The organism is Pectobacterium fontis (assembly GCF_000803215.1).
Classification (GTDB): Bacteria; Pseudomonadota; Gammaproteobacteria; order Enterobacterales; family Enterobacteriaceae; genus Pectobacterium; species Pectobacterium fontis.
In genome coordinates this window covers 44,447-59,250 of record NZ_JSXC01000037.1, presented here as the reverse complement: position 1 = coordinate 59,250, position 14,804 = coordinate 44,447, and the positions used below count along the sequence as shown (strand labels likewise).

The window sequence follows — 14,804 nt, the reverse complement described above, 5'->3', positions numbered from 1 at the left end:
ACCTTTTTTCTGCTATTATCACGCGTTGAAAAAACAGCGATCTGTATGTGAATATATTTCGCTCACATCATCGTTCTCAATAACGCTTTCACCGTGAACTACACGCAGGAGAAACCATGAGCCTTCATCTCTGGCTGGCTTATACAGGCATCATCATCGCCCTGATCGCTATTCCAGGCCCATCTGCCTTAATCAGCATGTCGCACGGTTTACGCTACGGCGCTTCACGCGCAACAGCAACCGTACTTGGCGGAGTCAGCGCAGCAATGATATTGATGTCCTGTTCTGCATTGGGGTTAGGTGCCATCCTCGCTGCGTCAACCACTGCATTTATCGTATTAAAAATTATTGGTGCGGTTTATCTCGTTTGGTTAGGCATCGCGTCATGGCGTTCCAAGGATATGAGCACAACAGAGCAGGACTCGCAGGAAGCCTCGGCCCCAGGCTGGTTTCCACTATTCCGCAAAGGCTTTCTGGTCGGGATCAGTAACCCAAAAGATCTGCTGTTTTTTGCTGCCCTCTTTCCAAATTTTATCGATACCAGCGCCCCACACGCTTTACAGTTGGTCATCCTCGCGGTGACCTGGGCTTTCTTCGATTTCAGCATCATGTTTCTTTATGCCTGCACCGGCCGTCGTTTATCGGGGCTTTTTTCCAACCCACGCCGCATCAAGCTGTTTAACCGCTCAACGGGTGGGATCTTCATTTTGGCAGGTACTACGCTCGCGGTTTCAACGCGTTAATCAAACATGGCCCCTGTTAGAATCCGATATAAGCAAGGTCACAGGGATGCTGACAACGATCACATCAGACAACATTGCCAGACACTCACGACAATATGACCGACGAAAAATCAGGTAAAAACAATACGGCCTCAACCGATTCCCGGGCATCTTGCCTTAACCGCTTCTCCATCGCGCCGATGCTCGATAGTAGACATATAACAAATAAAACATACAGTTAAAAACAAACGGTGTCCTATTGGCGTCCCAACAATAAATTTTAATGAAATGGAGTTGGAATTAAGTGAAAAAAATCGATTATCACGGAACGATAATCTGCGTACTTGACGATAACGACATGCTGACTGATTGCCCTGTCAATTCATATGCAGTGATAGAAGATTCGGGATTTTATGTCGCTGTACGCGTCGGCGAAACTCACGCGCCAGCGATTCATATTGATCCCGTTCCGACGCTTGAAGATGCGTTGGATATTATTGCTCGTAAATTGTCGTTTTTTGCGTGATCACGCAGAAGGGGTTGTGTTGCAGTAAACGTTGCTGCTCATGATCGCGGGCTTTATTGGCTCCAGATCTGGCATGTTCACGCGTACTTGAATGAATAGCCCACGCGGCACGTCGATCGGCGACTGATCCGGCCACGTATCTTCCAGTTTGTGGCCTTTTTTCTCGTTGAACGGTTCTTTGTCGAGAGTCAGACGATTTTGAGCAAACGACATGGCGTCGGGATGAACGCGATGAAATGTGTAGACAGTGATTGAACCGTCTTCATCCACTTCGTAATCATTCCACAGCAGCGGTTTATCATTTCGGCATTTCGGATTACTCACGCCGCCGTCAATGCCGCCCCACGCTGCATCTGAGTGCATACCGTGACATCCCGTGATTTTGTAGACACCTTCACTCAGTCTTTCAACATTAATGCCAGAAGCTTCATCTGTAGTTGTGAATGAACCGTCTGCATAAATACTAATTACTGGTGACGCCGTTTTATAAAAGCCGTTGGCGTCTGCAATTGCGTTATACCCTAAAATTAAAGCCCTTCTCCACGTTATTGTTCCCCCACTTCCTAAGCTTGCTGTATATTTATTAAATGCAGTTCCCAACTGAAAGGCTTCATAAGTCCCGGCTGCTGTTGATATGTCAGACTTTGCAACGCAATAAATATGAAAAAATCCAGTGGCTTGAGGCACTAATGCCGCCGCCGACCCCGTGCAGTTTACAAACAGTACATCACCAATTCGCATATTGCTTAATTGAGCGGCAGAGGATAGCAAAACTGGCACAGGACCAGTTAGGCGTCCGTAATTAGATCTAAAGTCCTGCATGCCCGCGTTAAAAATTTTTTCAGCGGTTAAAGTTTGGGTTGTGTCGGAAGTTACAAGAGGATGCCAACCTCCCACGGAATTATTATCAATAGTTCTGTATCGAATGTCAGGGGACCCATTCCTGTAATCAGAAAACAGTTGCACTCCGTAGTTTCTAGACGGGTTACTAAATATGTTAAATACGTGCCCGTTCGCGGGCACGTCGCTTTGCTGGGCGGCTTGCACGTACCACGCCCCGTTGATACGAAAGTCAGATGCCGGCGTAGCGCTCGGCATTGGTGTCGAATTGTCTTTCCCTATCCCACCTGCCAAGCCTGCCACCAGAACATCCCCGCTATTTGCGAAAGGATTGGATTGCTTTATTAACGTAGCACTATTCCAAATCTCCCTCCAACTGTCCCACGTTGAACCACTCGCCAAGAAATACCTGACATAAATCCTTGAAGAATTAAAAGGAAAATACAATTGGGTGCATGCGCTAAGGCCGCTAGCTGTATTTTGCAAAACAAGCAACGCTCCTGAAACTGCTACGGGATAATTCCGTTCTGCTGTTGCATTTCCGTTCTGATTTTGAAACCAGATACCATCCTGTTCGCCCGTAATAGTATTTAGATCTAATGTTCCTAGCCCACCGCGTTTTTTATATGTCTGCGTTAAATCTGCTTTCTCATTAAGCAATCGATCCCACTCAGCTTGACTACGGACAGTTACAGACTGGCCGTCAGGCGTCGTCAGTGTAATATCTCCCGTTCCCGTCAGTATTGACTGCCATCCCTGCAACTGCTGTTGATAATATGCAAGCGTTGACGCGAACTCATGCGCGAATTGTTCAATAGAAACGGGTGTCGACGTGGGAATTGCGTATAATTTACCACTGCCCGTCGCGCCAGAAAATGCCGAGACAAGTGTTAATTGCGTATCAGATTGCACAGATTCAATCTCATAAATCTGCACGGCTCCTGCGCCTGGCAACAGTAGCATTCTTCCGGCACTCACACCGTTTAATGGGTTTGTAAATTGCGTTCCCGCACCTGTAATAATTTTGCTGTTATTTGTAGCGGTAATAGTGCCTGTTTTATACCAAGACATATTCTACCTCAATAGTTTGTTACATCAATAATCATGTACGTTCCTGGTATTGATATGCTAGAGCCAGCACCACCGCTCGATACCTGTACATACGAATATGCGGAAAAAGTATAAGCTTGATTAACAAAGCTTTCACTTTTAAATATTATCGCGTCATACATATAAAATATATCTATTTCGTATTGATTCGTTATGTCTTCGTAATAAGAGGAATATTGATAATAATATCCGTAATTTAGACAAACGGACGCCAGCTTTTTATTTGGATCGTTATTTATTTCCGTTCTTGGTTGGTTATTTAACCTAAATTCAGGAAATGAATGTATTGATAAAACACGCATGTATTTTAAATCGCTATCAAAAACAATCTTTCCTGATTGGTTTCTCAAAATGACGTGACCTGTTCCCAAGTAATCGTCTGCATCTATATCAAAAACATAATAATCCCCTACTGCTATCGACGGGAACAATGCCGAGTCATTATCACCAAAAAGGATGCGGAATGTATATTGATTACCGTTTTTTATGGTTCTATAAACAGTAGCCTTGTGACTTGTGCATCTAACAGCTATGATTGGCTGATAGCTACCTGACCTGGCTGTATAAGTAACATCCTGATAATAATAATCATCACCGGAAGTCATTAATAGGCTTCCTTTTAGTTTCATTGACATATTTAAGAACGAGTCATTAATTAGCGTATACCCGCCATCATTTATTATCTGTATTTTTGCCATATTAATAAGTGCCATAAACTATGTTATTTATTAATACATGTGAATTCCACGATATTACATTCCCGTTTATTGATACTAAAAGGGGTAATATCCTTCTGCTTAAGTCCCACGCTTGCGCAAAAGAAGAGTGATACCAGATTCTGTCATTATTGGGGTTGGGTATCGCGATACTACCAGATTGATTTGGGGTAGTAATTATCGAGCCTGATATTTTAGTTAAGCTTGACGTTAGGTCTATTTGAATATTACCCAACTCATCTCGTATTATAAATATTGCCATTATAGTGATATCTCTATTCTTGCAATGTTATTATTGTCTATTAATTTTATTGACGTACCCGACATTAATAACCTCCCACTACCAGAGACTTCACCATTAAACTCCCAAGCCCCGCTCTTTGGTATTTTCCACCCGCGCTGACCTGGGATGTAATCAGATGATTGCAAGCTATCAGTGATTTTTGCAAAATCAATACTTGCATCTCCAATAACAGCACTGCGCAAAATTACTTGCGTACCCTGATTAGTAAATATCGGTGTCGGCACCCCTCCCGCAGTCGTCATCATTGTGAATCGGTCAGCCAGCATAATAATATTTGCTTGCATCCCATCCTGAGAATTGGAAACATCTAAACCTATTCCCGCAATGTATTGACGTCCATTCGCATCAACAGCAACTTTAATTGATCGATACGCAGACATCTTCGCATCCATGCCGTTAACGAGACTGCTGACATCACTGATTTCAGCAGACACGCCATTAACAGTTACTGTCATTTGGCTAATCTGTGTTGCTTGCGCACTCAACTGTCCGTCAATATTAAATACTGACGTTTGCAACCCTTGAACCGCCGACGAATTAGCAGAAATGTCGGATTCCGCATTGATCATCTTACTGTTCAGTTCAGTGATATTTTGAGCTGTCGTCTGCTCAAGTGTCGTGACTGTCTGCTGTAGTGTATTGAGATTGCTATTTGTGCTGCCGATACTTGACTGCATCTCAAGCATCGCGATCGTGCGGGCTTCGACTTCGTTTGCAATAACAGCACGAGTCTCCGTTATTTCTGCCGTGCGCTCTCCGTTTTGCGCTCTCCATCGACGCGTTTCAGAATCATTAGCAAGACTATTACGGATGATGGCCTTGGCCTGCTCAATGCTGTCACGCATACCGTTGGCTATATCGCGCTCCAGCGGATCAATAAGGGATTTCCACGCGTCAGTATCCGTTACTTCTTTAACGATAATGTCAGTGATATCGCTAATATCCGTGCTTGATTCGCCATATATCCAGTCTGTCCACGGCCCCTGATTACCGGATTTATCGACGATACGGGCGCGATAGAAAAACTCCTGACCGATACTCAACCCCATCTGCTGATACGCGCGCGCCGGATACGCGATATCAGCGAGCAACAACGCATTCTGTCCGTCACTCGTTGCTGAGTATTGAATCTCCGTTTTCAGTGTGTCTGCTGTGTCAGCAGGGAAAGTCCAGTCAAGCTGGATGCCGAAAACAAGCGGCGTAGTAGTGAATGATGCGAGCACCGGCGGATTGCCCTCTTTTCCGTTCAGCGTCGTTTCCTGCGCATTTGCCCACATGCTCGAAATTTCAGAGGCGTTGATCGCACGTACACGAGATTGATACTGTCCGGCATAAATGCCTGACACTTCAAAACCTAACGCTGATGTTCGCGGGGCGTTTATCCAGTTCCCGTTATCTCTGCGCCATTGCGCTTCATATGTTATTGCGCTTTCCGCACGGTCCCACGTCACGCGCAGGGTTGTAATGTTTATTCCCTGATCGACGGCGTTATAGCTGCTAATTGCAACGTTTGCGGGGGCTGGCTGAACGGATGGAGGGATAACACTGATCGGGCGGGACTCGATACGTGCGCCGGTATCAATTTTTGCCCATTTATCTGGGTCATACTGAATGCCGGTAATGTCGAATGACACACCATCATCCCCCTCCACAACGCCGATAACACGATACAGTTGCAGCGCCAGATCGGTGGCGTCAACAGCCCATACTGATTCGGGGATCGGTGTTTCGCTATACTCAGTCGTGACCGTAATGATTTTATCGTTGACGGCCTCAATCGTGCGGCCCTGCGCCTTGCCGCTCGGCAGATTGATAATCAATCGTTCGCCAACAGCGGCAGACGACACGCGATCGAGTGTGATGTTTCGGCCATCAACAGCACTGATGCGACCACCCAGTGGGCGACCGGCTAACAACGCATCGGCAACGCCAACAATCGAACCCGGAACGGGAATGTCGCCATCGAGTCCCATGGTGTACGAAATTGCGCGGTCGGCATCGTTCGTGTGCAGAATCCATTTTCCGCGCCTAATGGCCTCAGTCTGACGAACGCAGCCAATCGCTGTCACGTCAGCCTGTTTGATTCCGTAGCGCATGACCAGTTTGTTATCGGAAACCGACTCGATGGCATCCTGATAATTATTCGCAGGGTCAGACCACGACACCATAGCTGTGCTGTAATGCGTTTTCTCACTCGCATTGCTGTACGTAAACTTTCCGTCTTTGACGTTCGCTCGTGTCACGATGTAATCAATATCGCGAGGCATATCAGCAATAACGTTCATCTGATTATTTGCCCAGAACGTCGCGCCCCGGAAAATCGCCGCCAGATCGTTGAGTACCGTCCACGCATCTTCCTGAGACTGAATGTAAACATCACACAGAAAACGCGGCTCAGTACCACTGCCGCCGCGACCGTCTGGTACTAACTGATCGCAATACTGCGCAATACGGTATAAATCCCATTTTGTAAGTGCCAGATTTTCAGCCTTGATGCGATTACCCAGCCCAAAGCGCTCACTGACCTGGATGTCGTAGTAAATCCATGACGGGTTATTCGTCCATGCCCATTTAAACGAACCATCCCATGCCCCGCTATACGTGCGTGAAGCAGGGTCATAGTTGGACGGAATGCGCATAATGCGTCCGTCAGGCTCACATGAAACGGCGGGGATATTCTGGAACTGTTTCGCGTCAAACTGTACGAAAAGCAGGGCCGTTTCGGGGTAACGAAGTTTTGCGTCGATCACTTCTGTAATCGCTTCAATGACCATGCGATCGGCAACGCGATTACTCGTTGAATTCGGCGTGATGCGCCGCACGCGAATCTGCCAACCTGTATTGGCTTTGGGCAGATCAATACGATGGCTGCGCTCGTATTTTGTTGTCGTCTTTCCGTCCACAGAGGTTTTCAGCAATTCCTGATAGCTGCCGCCGTCCGTCGCTACATCGATCGCATACTCAACTCTGTAACCGCCCACGTCGCCATTCTCGTACTGCTGTTGCAACGCTGACCAAGAGAATCGCATACGAACAGCAGAAAGCTGGGTGTTCGTCAGTGAGCGCACCCATGTGGTTTGACTTGTTAATTCTGTGCTGACAGTGATTTCATTCTCAACGCCGGGGAATCCGGGGATATACGACTGATCGGGTGTGCCTGGGCGAAACTCCCACGTCACGCCGGAAAAATTGGCGTTGCCGTTTGCGTCAGCGATCGGTGTTCCATCTAGAAAAATGCGAGTGCCATCCAGTCCCCCTTTAAATTCCCCCTCACCCAACGCCAGTAGGATTTTTGCATATGATGTTGACTGGATGGAGTCGGGCGATTCAATGGGTGCCTGGGCATTACTGCTACCGCCCTTGCGCCCCTCAATCACTGATTGCATAGATACCTCAGAAACGAAAAACCCGCGCTATGGCGGGTCAATGCTGATCAAATATCAGGCTATACAGCCTGTGTTTATCGGGATAACGTGAAAACCAAAAACATTACGCACAGCACCATAGGGAACCCATCAGCCCGCCTGGGCACGAGCGCAGGCGTTTACCCCGGAGGGATGGCTGATTACCTCTGGAATGGAAATTAAAATGTCAGAAAATGAACTCAAAAAAGAAATAGCAGTATTACGCGAAAGCGTTCTTAACATTAGCCATGAACTTAAAGCTGCTGATATATTTACTCAGTCCATGATATTTGTACTGTTAAAACTAGTCAGTCGTACAGATGAAACTGCAATCCCCTTCGCCATAAAAAATCTTGAGATAGCCAAAAGAGATATTCTCCAACAGGAATCGGGCGGGGAGCCTTTTGTTAGGGAAGCTTTGGATCGAATTGATGATCTAATGCTCTCGATACAGAAGCGATAACAGAGTTTCGCACTTTTTCGAAGTGCGCTCGTTCCTGATTAGCCTGCAAGTGTGATATTTGTGCGCTTAACTGTATAATCTGCTTCTCAAGCGCTGCAATGCGGCGCTGCTCATCGGTTTCGCGCAATTTATACGCCTGAATAACACCATCGGCAATGATTGCACTTTTGATAATGGCATTAGCATGCTCAACAGCGCATTCCTCTTTTTCATCATTCGTGACGAGTTCCATGCCTGCCAGATACTTCTTGCCATCTTTGGCTTCAATTACTTTAATATTGCGTTCAGAAAAAATAACATAGGGCATATCACACCTCTTCAATAGTAATAATTACATTAACCTTTTTAACTTCAACGTCAGTCAGGCCTTTGCTTTCGATAAATTCATTTGCTGCTACATCATTAGCAAAATTTTTTGCTAACGAGACTTTATTAACAAACGTCACATCATCGCCAATTAATAAATTACCGATATATAACCCAGTTGAGTTTTTAATAACGTATTTCTCTTGCATTGGAATTCCTTACTGTTGGTCTTCTGCGTAAATACCCGCAGAGATAATTGCACCGCCAATTCTTCGACGTCCATAGAGGATGGGCACTGGATTACCCTGGGCAATGGAGTTAACGGGACCACCAAATGCATAGCTGGGTTTATTGTCGGGAGACTCGCGCATTGATACGCCTCCCTGCACTGGGGAGAGCATTTGGATCACGCCGCCGAGCATCATTGCGCCGCCCGCTTGCATCATTGGGACACCAATTGCACCGCCGCCAAAATATGTTGCAACCGCCCCAACAACAACTAGCACCGCACCTAAAATAGTTTGAAATACTCCCCCTTTTTTACTACCAATAATGATCGGCGCAATACGGATTTCTTTGCTGACGTTAAAATCCAGTTCGTCTTTAGATAAGTTCCGTTTGCCGTCAAAAACCGCATACGTAAGCCCACGCGATTTACTCGTCAGCAGGAATTTTTCAAAGCCCGGAATAATGACGCTCAGCGCTTTGATAGCTTCCTGTCTGCTTTCTACTGCAAGTTTATGAACACGCCCAAACGTTGCGCCGAGAACCCCATATAACCGGATAGTTTTCAGTGGCTGATACTCAATTGCTACTGGCATTTTCACCTCCTGCGTAGCGTAAACGAGTAATAGTCCTGTCAAGCCAATACCCGCCATACGGTACTTTCTGGCTTAACTGCCCGTGCATGTGATGCACCATTTCGCCGCTACCAATGTAAACCCCTGCATGATTCGGCTCATCGGCGCGAATCTGCATAATGATTACGTCACCAGGCTGCAACTCTCCGCTGACACCAGTAAACCCCGCTTCCGCGTAATGCTTCATGTAGAGGTTTTCACCGCGCTCCCACCATCCGTCTGAGCGTACAAAATCAGGCAGCGTGATGCCGCGCTCCAATTTATACCAGTCACGCACGATGGCGTAGCAATCCCATATGCCGTGAACGAATGGCCGCTCTAACAAAGGTTTCACGCCGTCAGTCGGCATGATGGTGCGAATATCACCCTCTGGCCAACTAACTATGATCCACGGCAACTGTGACAGGTCACACTGCGCCTGATCGAGATTGCTGGGCTGTGTAGTCGCATCAGGATGACTGTGAACGATGGCAATAATTGTGCCTGTGTCCTCCGCTTCCGCGTAATCTTCAGGACTCATCGAAAACTGATCGTTAGGCTCAATCGCAGTATTGCGACATTTAACGTAACGCTGTTTTCTGCCGCTCTGCACAATGACGCCACAGCATTCGTGCGGGTAATCCTGCTCTGCGTGAGCGAGTATTTCTGTAATGATTAATTTGCTGAGTTTCACGATTACCTCTTAATAAGCGCAGAGCCTGGGAACCCGCCAAACGGCAATTCAGCATCTTCGCCCCATCGTCGTTTACACCCTGTCGATAGCAGGCCGGAACATTCATCCATTGCCGGATCGTCAACAGGATTGCCATCTGCATCAAAATAGTTTGTTCCGGTATACCCGCACGACGCCCCGCGATACTGCCCACGCTGGCACCACGTGCACATGCTGTGAATCTGTCGCGTGGGGATCATAATTCCCTGCAAATCCGCTGGAGATGACAACTGAAACGCGATCACTTCATCATCTTCACGAATCTTGCTATCGATGTACCAGACCTCTAACCGCTCCTGTGTTGGGTCGGCTTCGGCGTTGCCATCAGGAAAATTACGGGCATCAAGATAATGCGCAAACGTGGTGTGAATACGCACTTTTGCCTGCGCCAGATTCTGGTACGCCAAGCACAGTGCGGTGATGGTTCCGTCAATGTTCCCTACCGATAGCGTGGGAGTCGGAGCGCTGCCGTCACTGGTCATTTCCAACCCTTCAATCTGCGTCGGCCACGCTTTATATTCGACGCCTTGCCACCATATGGATTTAGCGGGGAGTCGCGTTTCATCCCCGCCCGCTGCGTCAATTTCTTCTGCCGAGTGCTGAATGGGGTGATTATGAAAATATAACTCTGGACCGTCGAACGCAGTGCAGTCCACTTCAAACAGGCGCACGCGATCGCCCGGCTCCAGTTTTTGGGAGTCAGTGTTTAATGGCATGTTGTTTATCTCGGAAACAAAAAACCCGCTATTTTTAGCGGGTTAATTTAACTCGTAGGTATTACAGGGTTGATGGCTCTACAGCAGCACCATCTCCAGGGCGAGTTGTCAGCCTAAAGTTCTTAACCTCACCCGCGCTGATTGATGTGGCTAATTCTCTACGATATCCTTTTTCAATATTACAAAGCCCTCCACCACCTGGATTACCGATTCCAATAATATGCTCACCTGGGTAAACATAAAAAACACTTCTTTCACCCGGGTCAAATTTTGCCGATAGCTTACCATCTATATAAAACCCCATATAGCAACCGCCACCTATAAAACCAGAGTCCCTAGTTACATCCAACATGCCGAGATTGGAATCTACAGAATAAAATGCAAACAAACGATCAGGAGGAACAGGGTTGGATTTATCTGGAGATACGTGATCTGTAGCACAAGCAGTCAACAAAAATGATAAAAAAACAATTGGTATTATTTTTTTCATTGTTATTCCTATGTGTGTTTTGGTTCTCAAAATCAATCTATCACGAATGGTACGCGGTGATGAACGTTGCAGTGAGTTGGAACACCTGATCGCCACGGCTGTTTTTACCCATTGCCGTAACGTTGAACCCATCAGGACAGCAGTACAGCCCCAACTCGGAGAGTGGGTTTACCCATTGGAACGCGGTATAGCCCTTGTGACGGCGCAGGAAAGAAACGATTGGCTGAATATGGGTATCGTTGCCAACAAACGTTAATGGCCAACTCTGTGACTCGCCGTTAATACCATCGCCAGACCGCTGCGTATAGCCATCGCCGAACTGTATCGATCGCGTTCTCTGGGTAAATGCACCTTCAGGATTAACGCGAGGGCAGAAAGTGAAAGTTTCCATATTATCGACGCCCCGCTATTACTCGGTTTATCACTCCGCCCTGCGATAAATCCCTATCACGCAATTTTCTGTATTCACGCTGAATTATCTGCGTAAATTCACGAGCGAAATTCTGATCACCATTACCAGAAACGGAGGCTGTCCCGCTCTCGGTTATGGTTACGTAAACATTTCCTCCGCTATTTGCAGATTGAACATCGGGCATTATCGCCCGAACGCCTAGTGAACCATTGGCGGCACGGGTAAGCGGCATGATCGCTTCTGGCCCCGCCTCACCAAATACCCCCGCGCCTTTGGCGAACGCAAACATTTGAGGTGTGTTGTAAACACCACCGCTGTATGCGCTGAGTGATGGGGAATCATAGACACCACCCAACGCATTAAAAGACAGGTTGCTATACGCCCCCGTCGAGAACGCATTATTTGCTGATGCCGCTCCGGCACCGCCCGCCATCGCTGACGCCCCAATGCCAAACAAACTACCGATCATGCTACTCGCACCGCTGGCCGCATTCGCTACCGCCATGTTAACCAGCACATTCTGGATAATTTTCAGGACTCCAACGCCCCAATCTTTCCAGCTATTCATATTGCCATTCAGCATTTCAGTGATAGAACCTACAGCGCTGCTCATTGCTGTCTGCATACCCTGTGATGCCTGCGTAGCGTAATCTGTCGCTTCATCAGCCCAGTCAGCGAAACCGTCACGCATACCGCCCATCCAGTTATTACGCTGATCATCCAGTGAGGTGTAATACATTTGCTGGTCACTGAGGCGCTTATCGAGATAACGTTTATTCAACGTAATAGCTCTGTTGAAAAACTCATCATCAATTTCACCCGCCTGGTGTTGCCGCCGTAGCTCATCGTCTTTCTGAATAAAGTCACGGCGAATGCTGATCATTTCATTCATGCGTTCACGAGCGCGAGAGCCCTCACCAAAACCCGTTAGATTGGCATCATTCGCCGCTTTCGCGTTTGCGTTGGAATCTATCAGCCCGTTTTCGTATTCAGCCGCTTTTTTCCGTATTTCAGCCTGATCAATCAGCGCAGCATTTCTTGCCAACTCCTGTTTTTGAATGCTGGTTAAAGTTGATAATTCGCCCTGAGTGGTTTGATATTTTATTTTCGCCAATTCGGTATTCTGACTACCTAGCGCTAATTGCTCGCGCTGCTGTTTAATCAGGCGATCATAGGTATCAATCGCTTTTTCTTCGTCAGTTTTGGGGCCTTTTTTTGTTGGCTTGTTTGCCTCGTTACTCCTAAATGTAGATTCGGCATCATTGATATATTTTTGACGCCACCCAGACGGAAGATTTAAATCATCAGCTTCAAATTCGGCTTGCTTACGAGCCCTGTCAATATCCTTTAGTGAGGATAAAATACGGTCGCGCTGTTGCTTAGTTATTGCCGCTTGCTGTTTATCATCCAAAACTGGCAGAACCGGACCAGAATATTGAGGATGGGAAAGCTTTGTAGTTTGACGCGTAACTCTATTTAACCGTTCGTACATATCAGACAGAGAACTTACAGCACCAGACATTTCAACCGTCTTATTGATAGCTTCAACTTGTAGTTTATTCTGATTGCTTATTGTGTTACTCAGTAATTTCTGAGCCGAATCAAGATCGCGTATTGCTTTATCAACGTTACGCTGAGCCTCTGCCGCTTTAATTGTGTAACCATTACTGGCGTCTTGCTGAACACGAAACTGTATAACTAAATCATTATATTTTTTGTATTCTGCTTGGGCATCAATCAGAGAACTCTTCAGTTCATCAATACTTTTTTCTTGAGCCTTTATTGAATCGCCAGAATCTGCAATAGCTCCACCAAGTTGAGCAATATTCATTTCTTTGGATTTAGCAACGACATCATCCAGAGTGCCTGCGTACTGGATAGCTGACTCCCTAGCCTGTTCTTGCTTCTGGTACATGTAATACCACGCGCCAGCCCCTAGCATCAATAGACCAGGAACGCCACCCACCAGCCCTAACGCACCGGACATAAGGCGCGATCCAACAGCGGTAACATTGTTCAGTGTTGTTTGAGCCGCTGTTCTCGCTGCGATATTTCTTGTTACAGCGGCCTGTGTTGCAGCTAATCGTTTTTCGGCTGCTGCCTGCGCATCAGTCCCGCGCGCAGCAGCTAACGCCTGCTGAGCGCGATAGACGGCTGAACGAGCGCGGGCGGTGGCAATCTGTGTGCCGCGTAATTGCGCCTCAGCTAATGCGACTTCACTTTTTGCTGCTGAAATTATCCCAGCCGTCGCACTGTATGCACCTGACACCATGCCGCCAAAATATCGCGCAAATCCAATACCTACCAGCGCCGCCCCTGCTGTGGCCACTGTGTCGATATTGTCTGCCAGATCGCTGATACCACCAGATAGAGCCTGAGTAGTGCCGTATGCACTATTCGTCTCACCAACGTATTTTTTCATGTGGTTTGACAATTTAGTGATCGCATCGCCAACCGTTGTTGGCATGTTTTCGGCTAATTCTGCATTTTTCTGTTGAGCGGCAATCACGGCGTCAGCAAACTGTTGCATGGATAACTTGCCGTCTGCGGCTAGTTTTTTAACTGCATTTTCTGTCGTACCCATCGCGCGGGCGATATCACCAACAACGGTTGGCATGACCTCCATCACCGTGTTCCATTCGTCACCAGAAACCTTACCCTGAACCATTGACTTAGACAGGGCATTAATCGCACTTTGCCCTTTATCAGCACTGGCGGCATTGATCGTTAATGCGCTGGAAATAGAATCGATAAAGTCGATAGTGCCGGCTGTTGAATAACCCAATTCTTTCATTGCGTTAGAACTGCGAATAAATAGCTCTGCTTGTTCCTCAATCGGTTTATAGGTGCGGTCGCTGATCTCCATTAAGCGACGCTGCACCATGGCTAATTCATCGCTGGATTCAGTCGCCATTTTCATGCGCGATGTGACCTGCCCCCAGTTATCAGCCATTGTGATTAACGATGTAACAGACATTGCGCCGACAATTCCTGCCGCTGCTGATTTAATACCGACAAACTGATTGTTTAATTCAGCAAATGCACGCTGACTCTCACGTGCTGCTGCTGCTGCCTGACGTCCGCCATTTTGCATGGTTTTGTAATAATCTCCCCCCATCCGAGAAGCGCGAGAAATTTCTGACTGAAATGATTGTGAGTTAGCAGAAATTTTAATGATCAGTTCACGCAGCGTTGCCATTCAATTTTCTCCAGACATAAAAAA

General features: G+C 47.0%; 13 protein-coding genes. 2 read left to right on the top strand and 11 right to left on the bottom strand.

All coding sequences use genetic code 11. From position 1 onward, the window contains the following. Nucleotides 1-116 precede the first annotated feature (116 nt). Both OI69_RS13825 and OI69_RS13820 read left to right on the top strand, forming a co-directional pair. Nucleotides 117-743: a LysE family translocator gene (locus OI69_RS13825; protein WP_039351556.1), complete on the top strand. Its 627-nt coding sequence runs from the start codon at nucleotides 117-119 to the stop codon at nucleotides 741-743. A 283-nt stretch (nucleotides 744-1,026) separates the two neighbouring features. Further along, the gene (locus OI69_RS13820; protein WP_039351554.1) at nucleotides 1,027-1,248 is read left to right on the top strand and encodes a hypothetical protein; all 222 of its coding nucleotides are present in this window, start codon (nucleotides 1,027-1,029) and stop codon (nucleotides 1,246-1,248) included. Here the strand turns inward: OI69_RS13820 and OI69_RS18870 are convergent, their stop codons facing one another. The 11 genes from OI69_RS18870 to OI69_RS13770 all read right to left on the bottom strand — a co-directional run bounded on the left by OI69_RS18870 (nucleotide 1,249) and on the right by OI69_RS13770 (nucleotide 14,780). Beyond that, nucleotides 1,249-3,159 (bottom strand): pyocin knob domain-containing protein, encoded by a 1,911-nt coding sequence (locus OI69_RS18870; RefSeq protein WP_052198380.1) that lies wholly within the window; start codon nucleotides 3,157-3,159, stop codon nucleotides 1,249-1,251. Nucleotides 3,160-3,167: 8 nt separating this feature from the next. Then, nucleotides 3,168-3,803 carry a hypothetical protein gene (locus OI69_RS13810; RefSeq protein WP_154715559.1) on the bottom strand — a complete coding sequence of 212 codons (636 nt, stop codon included), beginning with the start codon at nucleotides 3,801-3,803 and terminating at the stop codon, nucleotides 3,168-3,170. Between the two features lie 372 nt (nucleotides 3,804-4,175). Further along, nucleotides 4,176-7,604, bottom strand: coding sequence for a host specificity protein J (locus OI69_RS13805; RefSeq protein ID WP_039351549.1), 3,429 nt, complete (start codon nucleotides 7,602-7,604; stop codon nucleotides 4,176-4,178). Nucleotides 7,605-8,029: 425 nt separating this feature from the next. Next, complete coding sequence (locus OI69_RS13800) at nucleotides 8,030-8,392, bottom strand: hypothetical protein (protein WP_039351547.1); 363 nt, start codon at nucleotides 8,390-8,392, stop codon at nucleotides 8,030-8,032. 1 nt (nucleotide 8,393) lies between these two features. Next, entirely contained in the window at nucleotides 8,394-8,600 is a 207-nt protein-coding gene (locus OI69_RS13795; protein WP_039351545.1) for a hypothetical protein, read from the bottom strand. A 9-nt stretch (nucleotides 8,601-8,609) separates the two neighbouring features. After that, nucleotides 8,610-9,212 (bottom strand): tail assembly protein, encoded by a 603-nt coding sequence (locus tag OI69_RS13790; protein ID WP_039351543.1) that lies wholly within the window; start codon nucleotides 9,210-9,212, stop codon nucleotides 8,610-8,612. Further along, nucleotides 9,196-9,924 carry a C40 family peptidase gene (locus OI69_RS13785; protein WP_039351541.1) on the bottom strand — a complete coding sequence of 243 codons (729 nt, stop codon included), beginning with the start codon at nucleotides 9,922-9,924 and terminating at the stop codon, nucleotides 9,196-9,198. Before OI69_RS13785 ends, OI69_RS13790 begins: the two co-directional genes overlap by 17 nt. Before the next feature lie 2 nt (nucleotides 9,925-9,926). Next, nucleotides 9,927-10,679: a phage minor tail protein L gene (locus tag OI69_RS13780; protein ID WP_039351540.1), complete on the bottom strand. Its 753-nt coding sequence runs from the start codon at nucleotides 10,677-10,679 to the stop codon at nucleotides 9,927-9,929. A 61-nt stretch (nucleotides 10,680-10,740) separates the two neighbouring features. Continuing rightward, a complete protein-coding gene (locus OI69_RS19890) occupies nucleotides 10,741-11,169 on the bottom strand; it encodes a hypothetical protein (RefSeq protein ID WP_072034302.1) in 429 nt (142 codons plus the stop codon). A 40-nt stretch (nucleotides 11,170-11,209) separates the two neighbouring features. Further along, entirely contained in the window at nucleotides 11,210-11,560 is a 351-nt protein-coding gene (locus tag OI69_RS13775; RefSeq protein ID WP_039351538.1) for a phage tail protein, read from the bottom strand. A 1-nt stretch (nucleotide 11,561) separates the two neighbouring features. Continuing rightward, nucleotides 11,562-14,780, bottom strand: a complete 3,219-nt coding sequence (locus OI69_RS13770) for a phage tail tape measure protein (protein WP_039351536.1) — start codon at nucleotides 14,778-14,780, stop codon at nucleotides 11,562-11,564. Nucleotides 14,781-14,804 lie beyond the last annotated feature (24 nt).

Excerpts from the sequence above, each read along its gene's own strand:
- OI69_RS13800 (WP_039351547.1), bottom strand. The coding sequence starts at position 8,392 with ATGCCCTATGTTATTTTTTCTGAACGCAATATTAAAGTAATTGAAGCC.
- OI69_RS13795 (WP_039351545.1), bottom strand. The coding sequence starts at position 8,600 with ATGCAAGAGAAATACGTTATTAAAAACTCAACTGGGTTATATATCGGT.
- OI69_RS13770 (WP_039351536.1), bottom strand. The coding sequence starts at position 14,780 with ATGGCAACGCTGCGTGAACTGATCATTAAAATTTCTGCTAACTCACAA.
- OI69_RS19890 (WP_072034302.1), bottom strand. The coding sequence starts at position 11,169 with ATGAAAAAAATAATACCAATTGTTTTTTTATCATTTTTGTTGACTGCT.
- OI69_RS13825 (WP_039351556.1), top strand. The coding sequence starts at position 117 with ATGAGCCTTCATCTCTGGCTGGCTTATACAGGCATCATCATCGCCCTG.
- OI69_RS13810 (WP_154715559.1), bottom strand. The coding sequence starts at position 3,803 with ATGACTTCCGGTGATGATTATTATTATCAGGATGTTACTTATACAGCC.
- OI69_RS13790 (WP_039351543.1), bottom strand. The coding sequence starts at position 9,212 with ATGCCAGTAGCAATTGAGTATCAGCCACTGAAAACTATCCGGTTATAT.
- OI69_RS13775 (WP_039351538.1), bottom strand. The coding sequence starts at position 11,560 with ATGGAAACTTTCACTTTCTGCCCTCGCGTTAATCCTGAAGGTGCATTT.
- OI69_RS18870 (WP_052198380.1), bottom strand. The coding sequence starts at position 3,159 with ATGTCTTGGTATAAAACAGGCACTATTACCGCTACAAATAACAGCAAA.
- OI69_RS13780 (WP_039351540.1), bottom strand. The coding sequence starts at position 10,679 with ATGCCATTAAACACTGACTCCCAAAAACTGGAGCCGGGCGATCGCGTG.
- OI69_RS13805 (WP_039351549.1), bottom strand. The coding sequence starts at position 7,604 with ATGCAATCAGTGATTGAGGGGCGCAAGGGCGGTAGCAGTAATGCCCAG.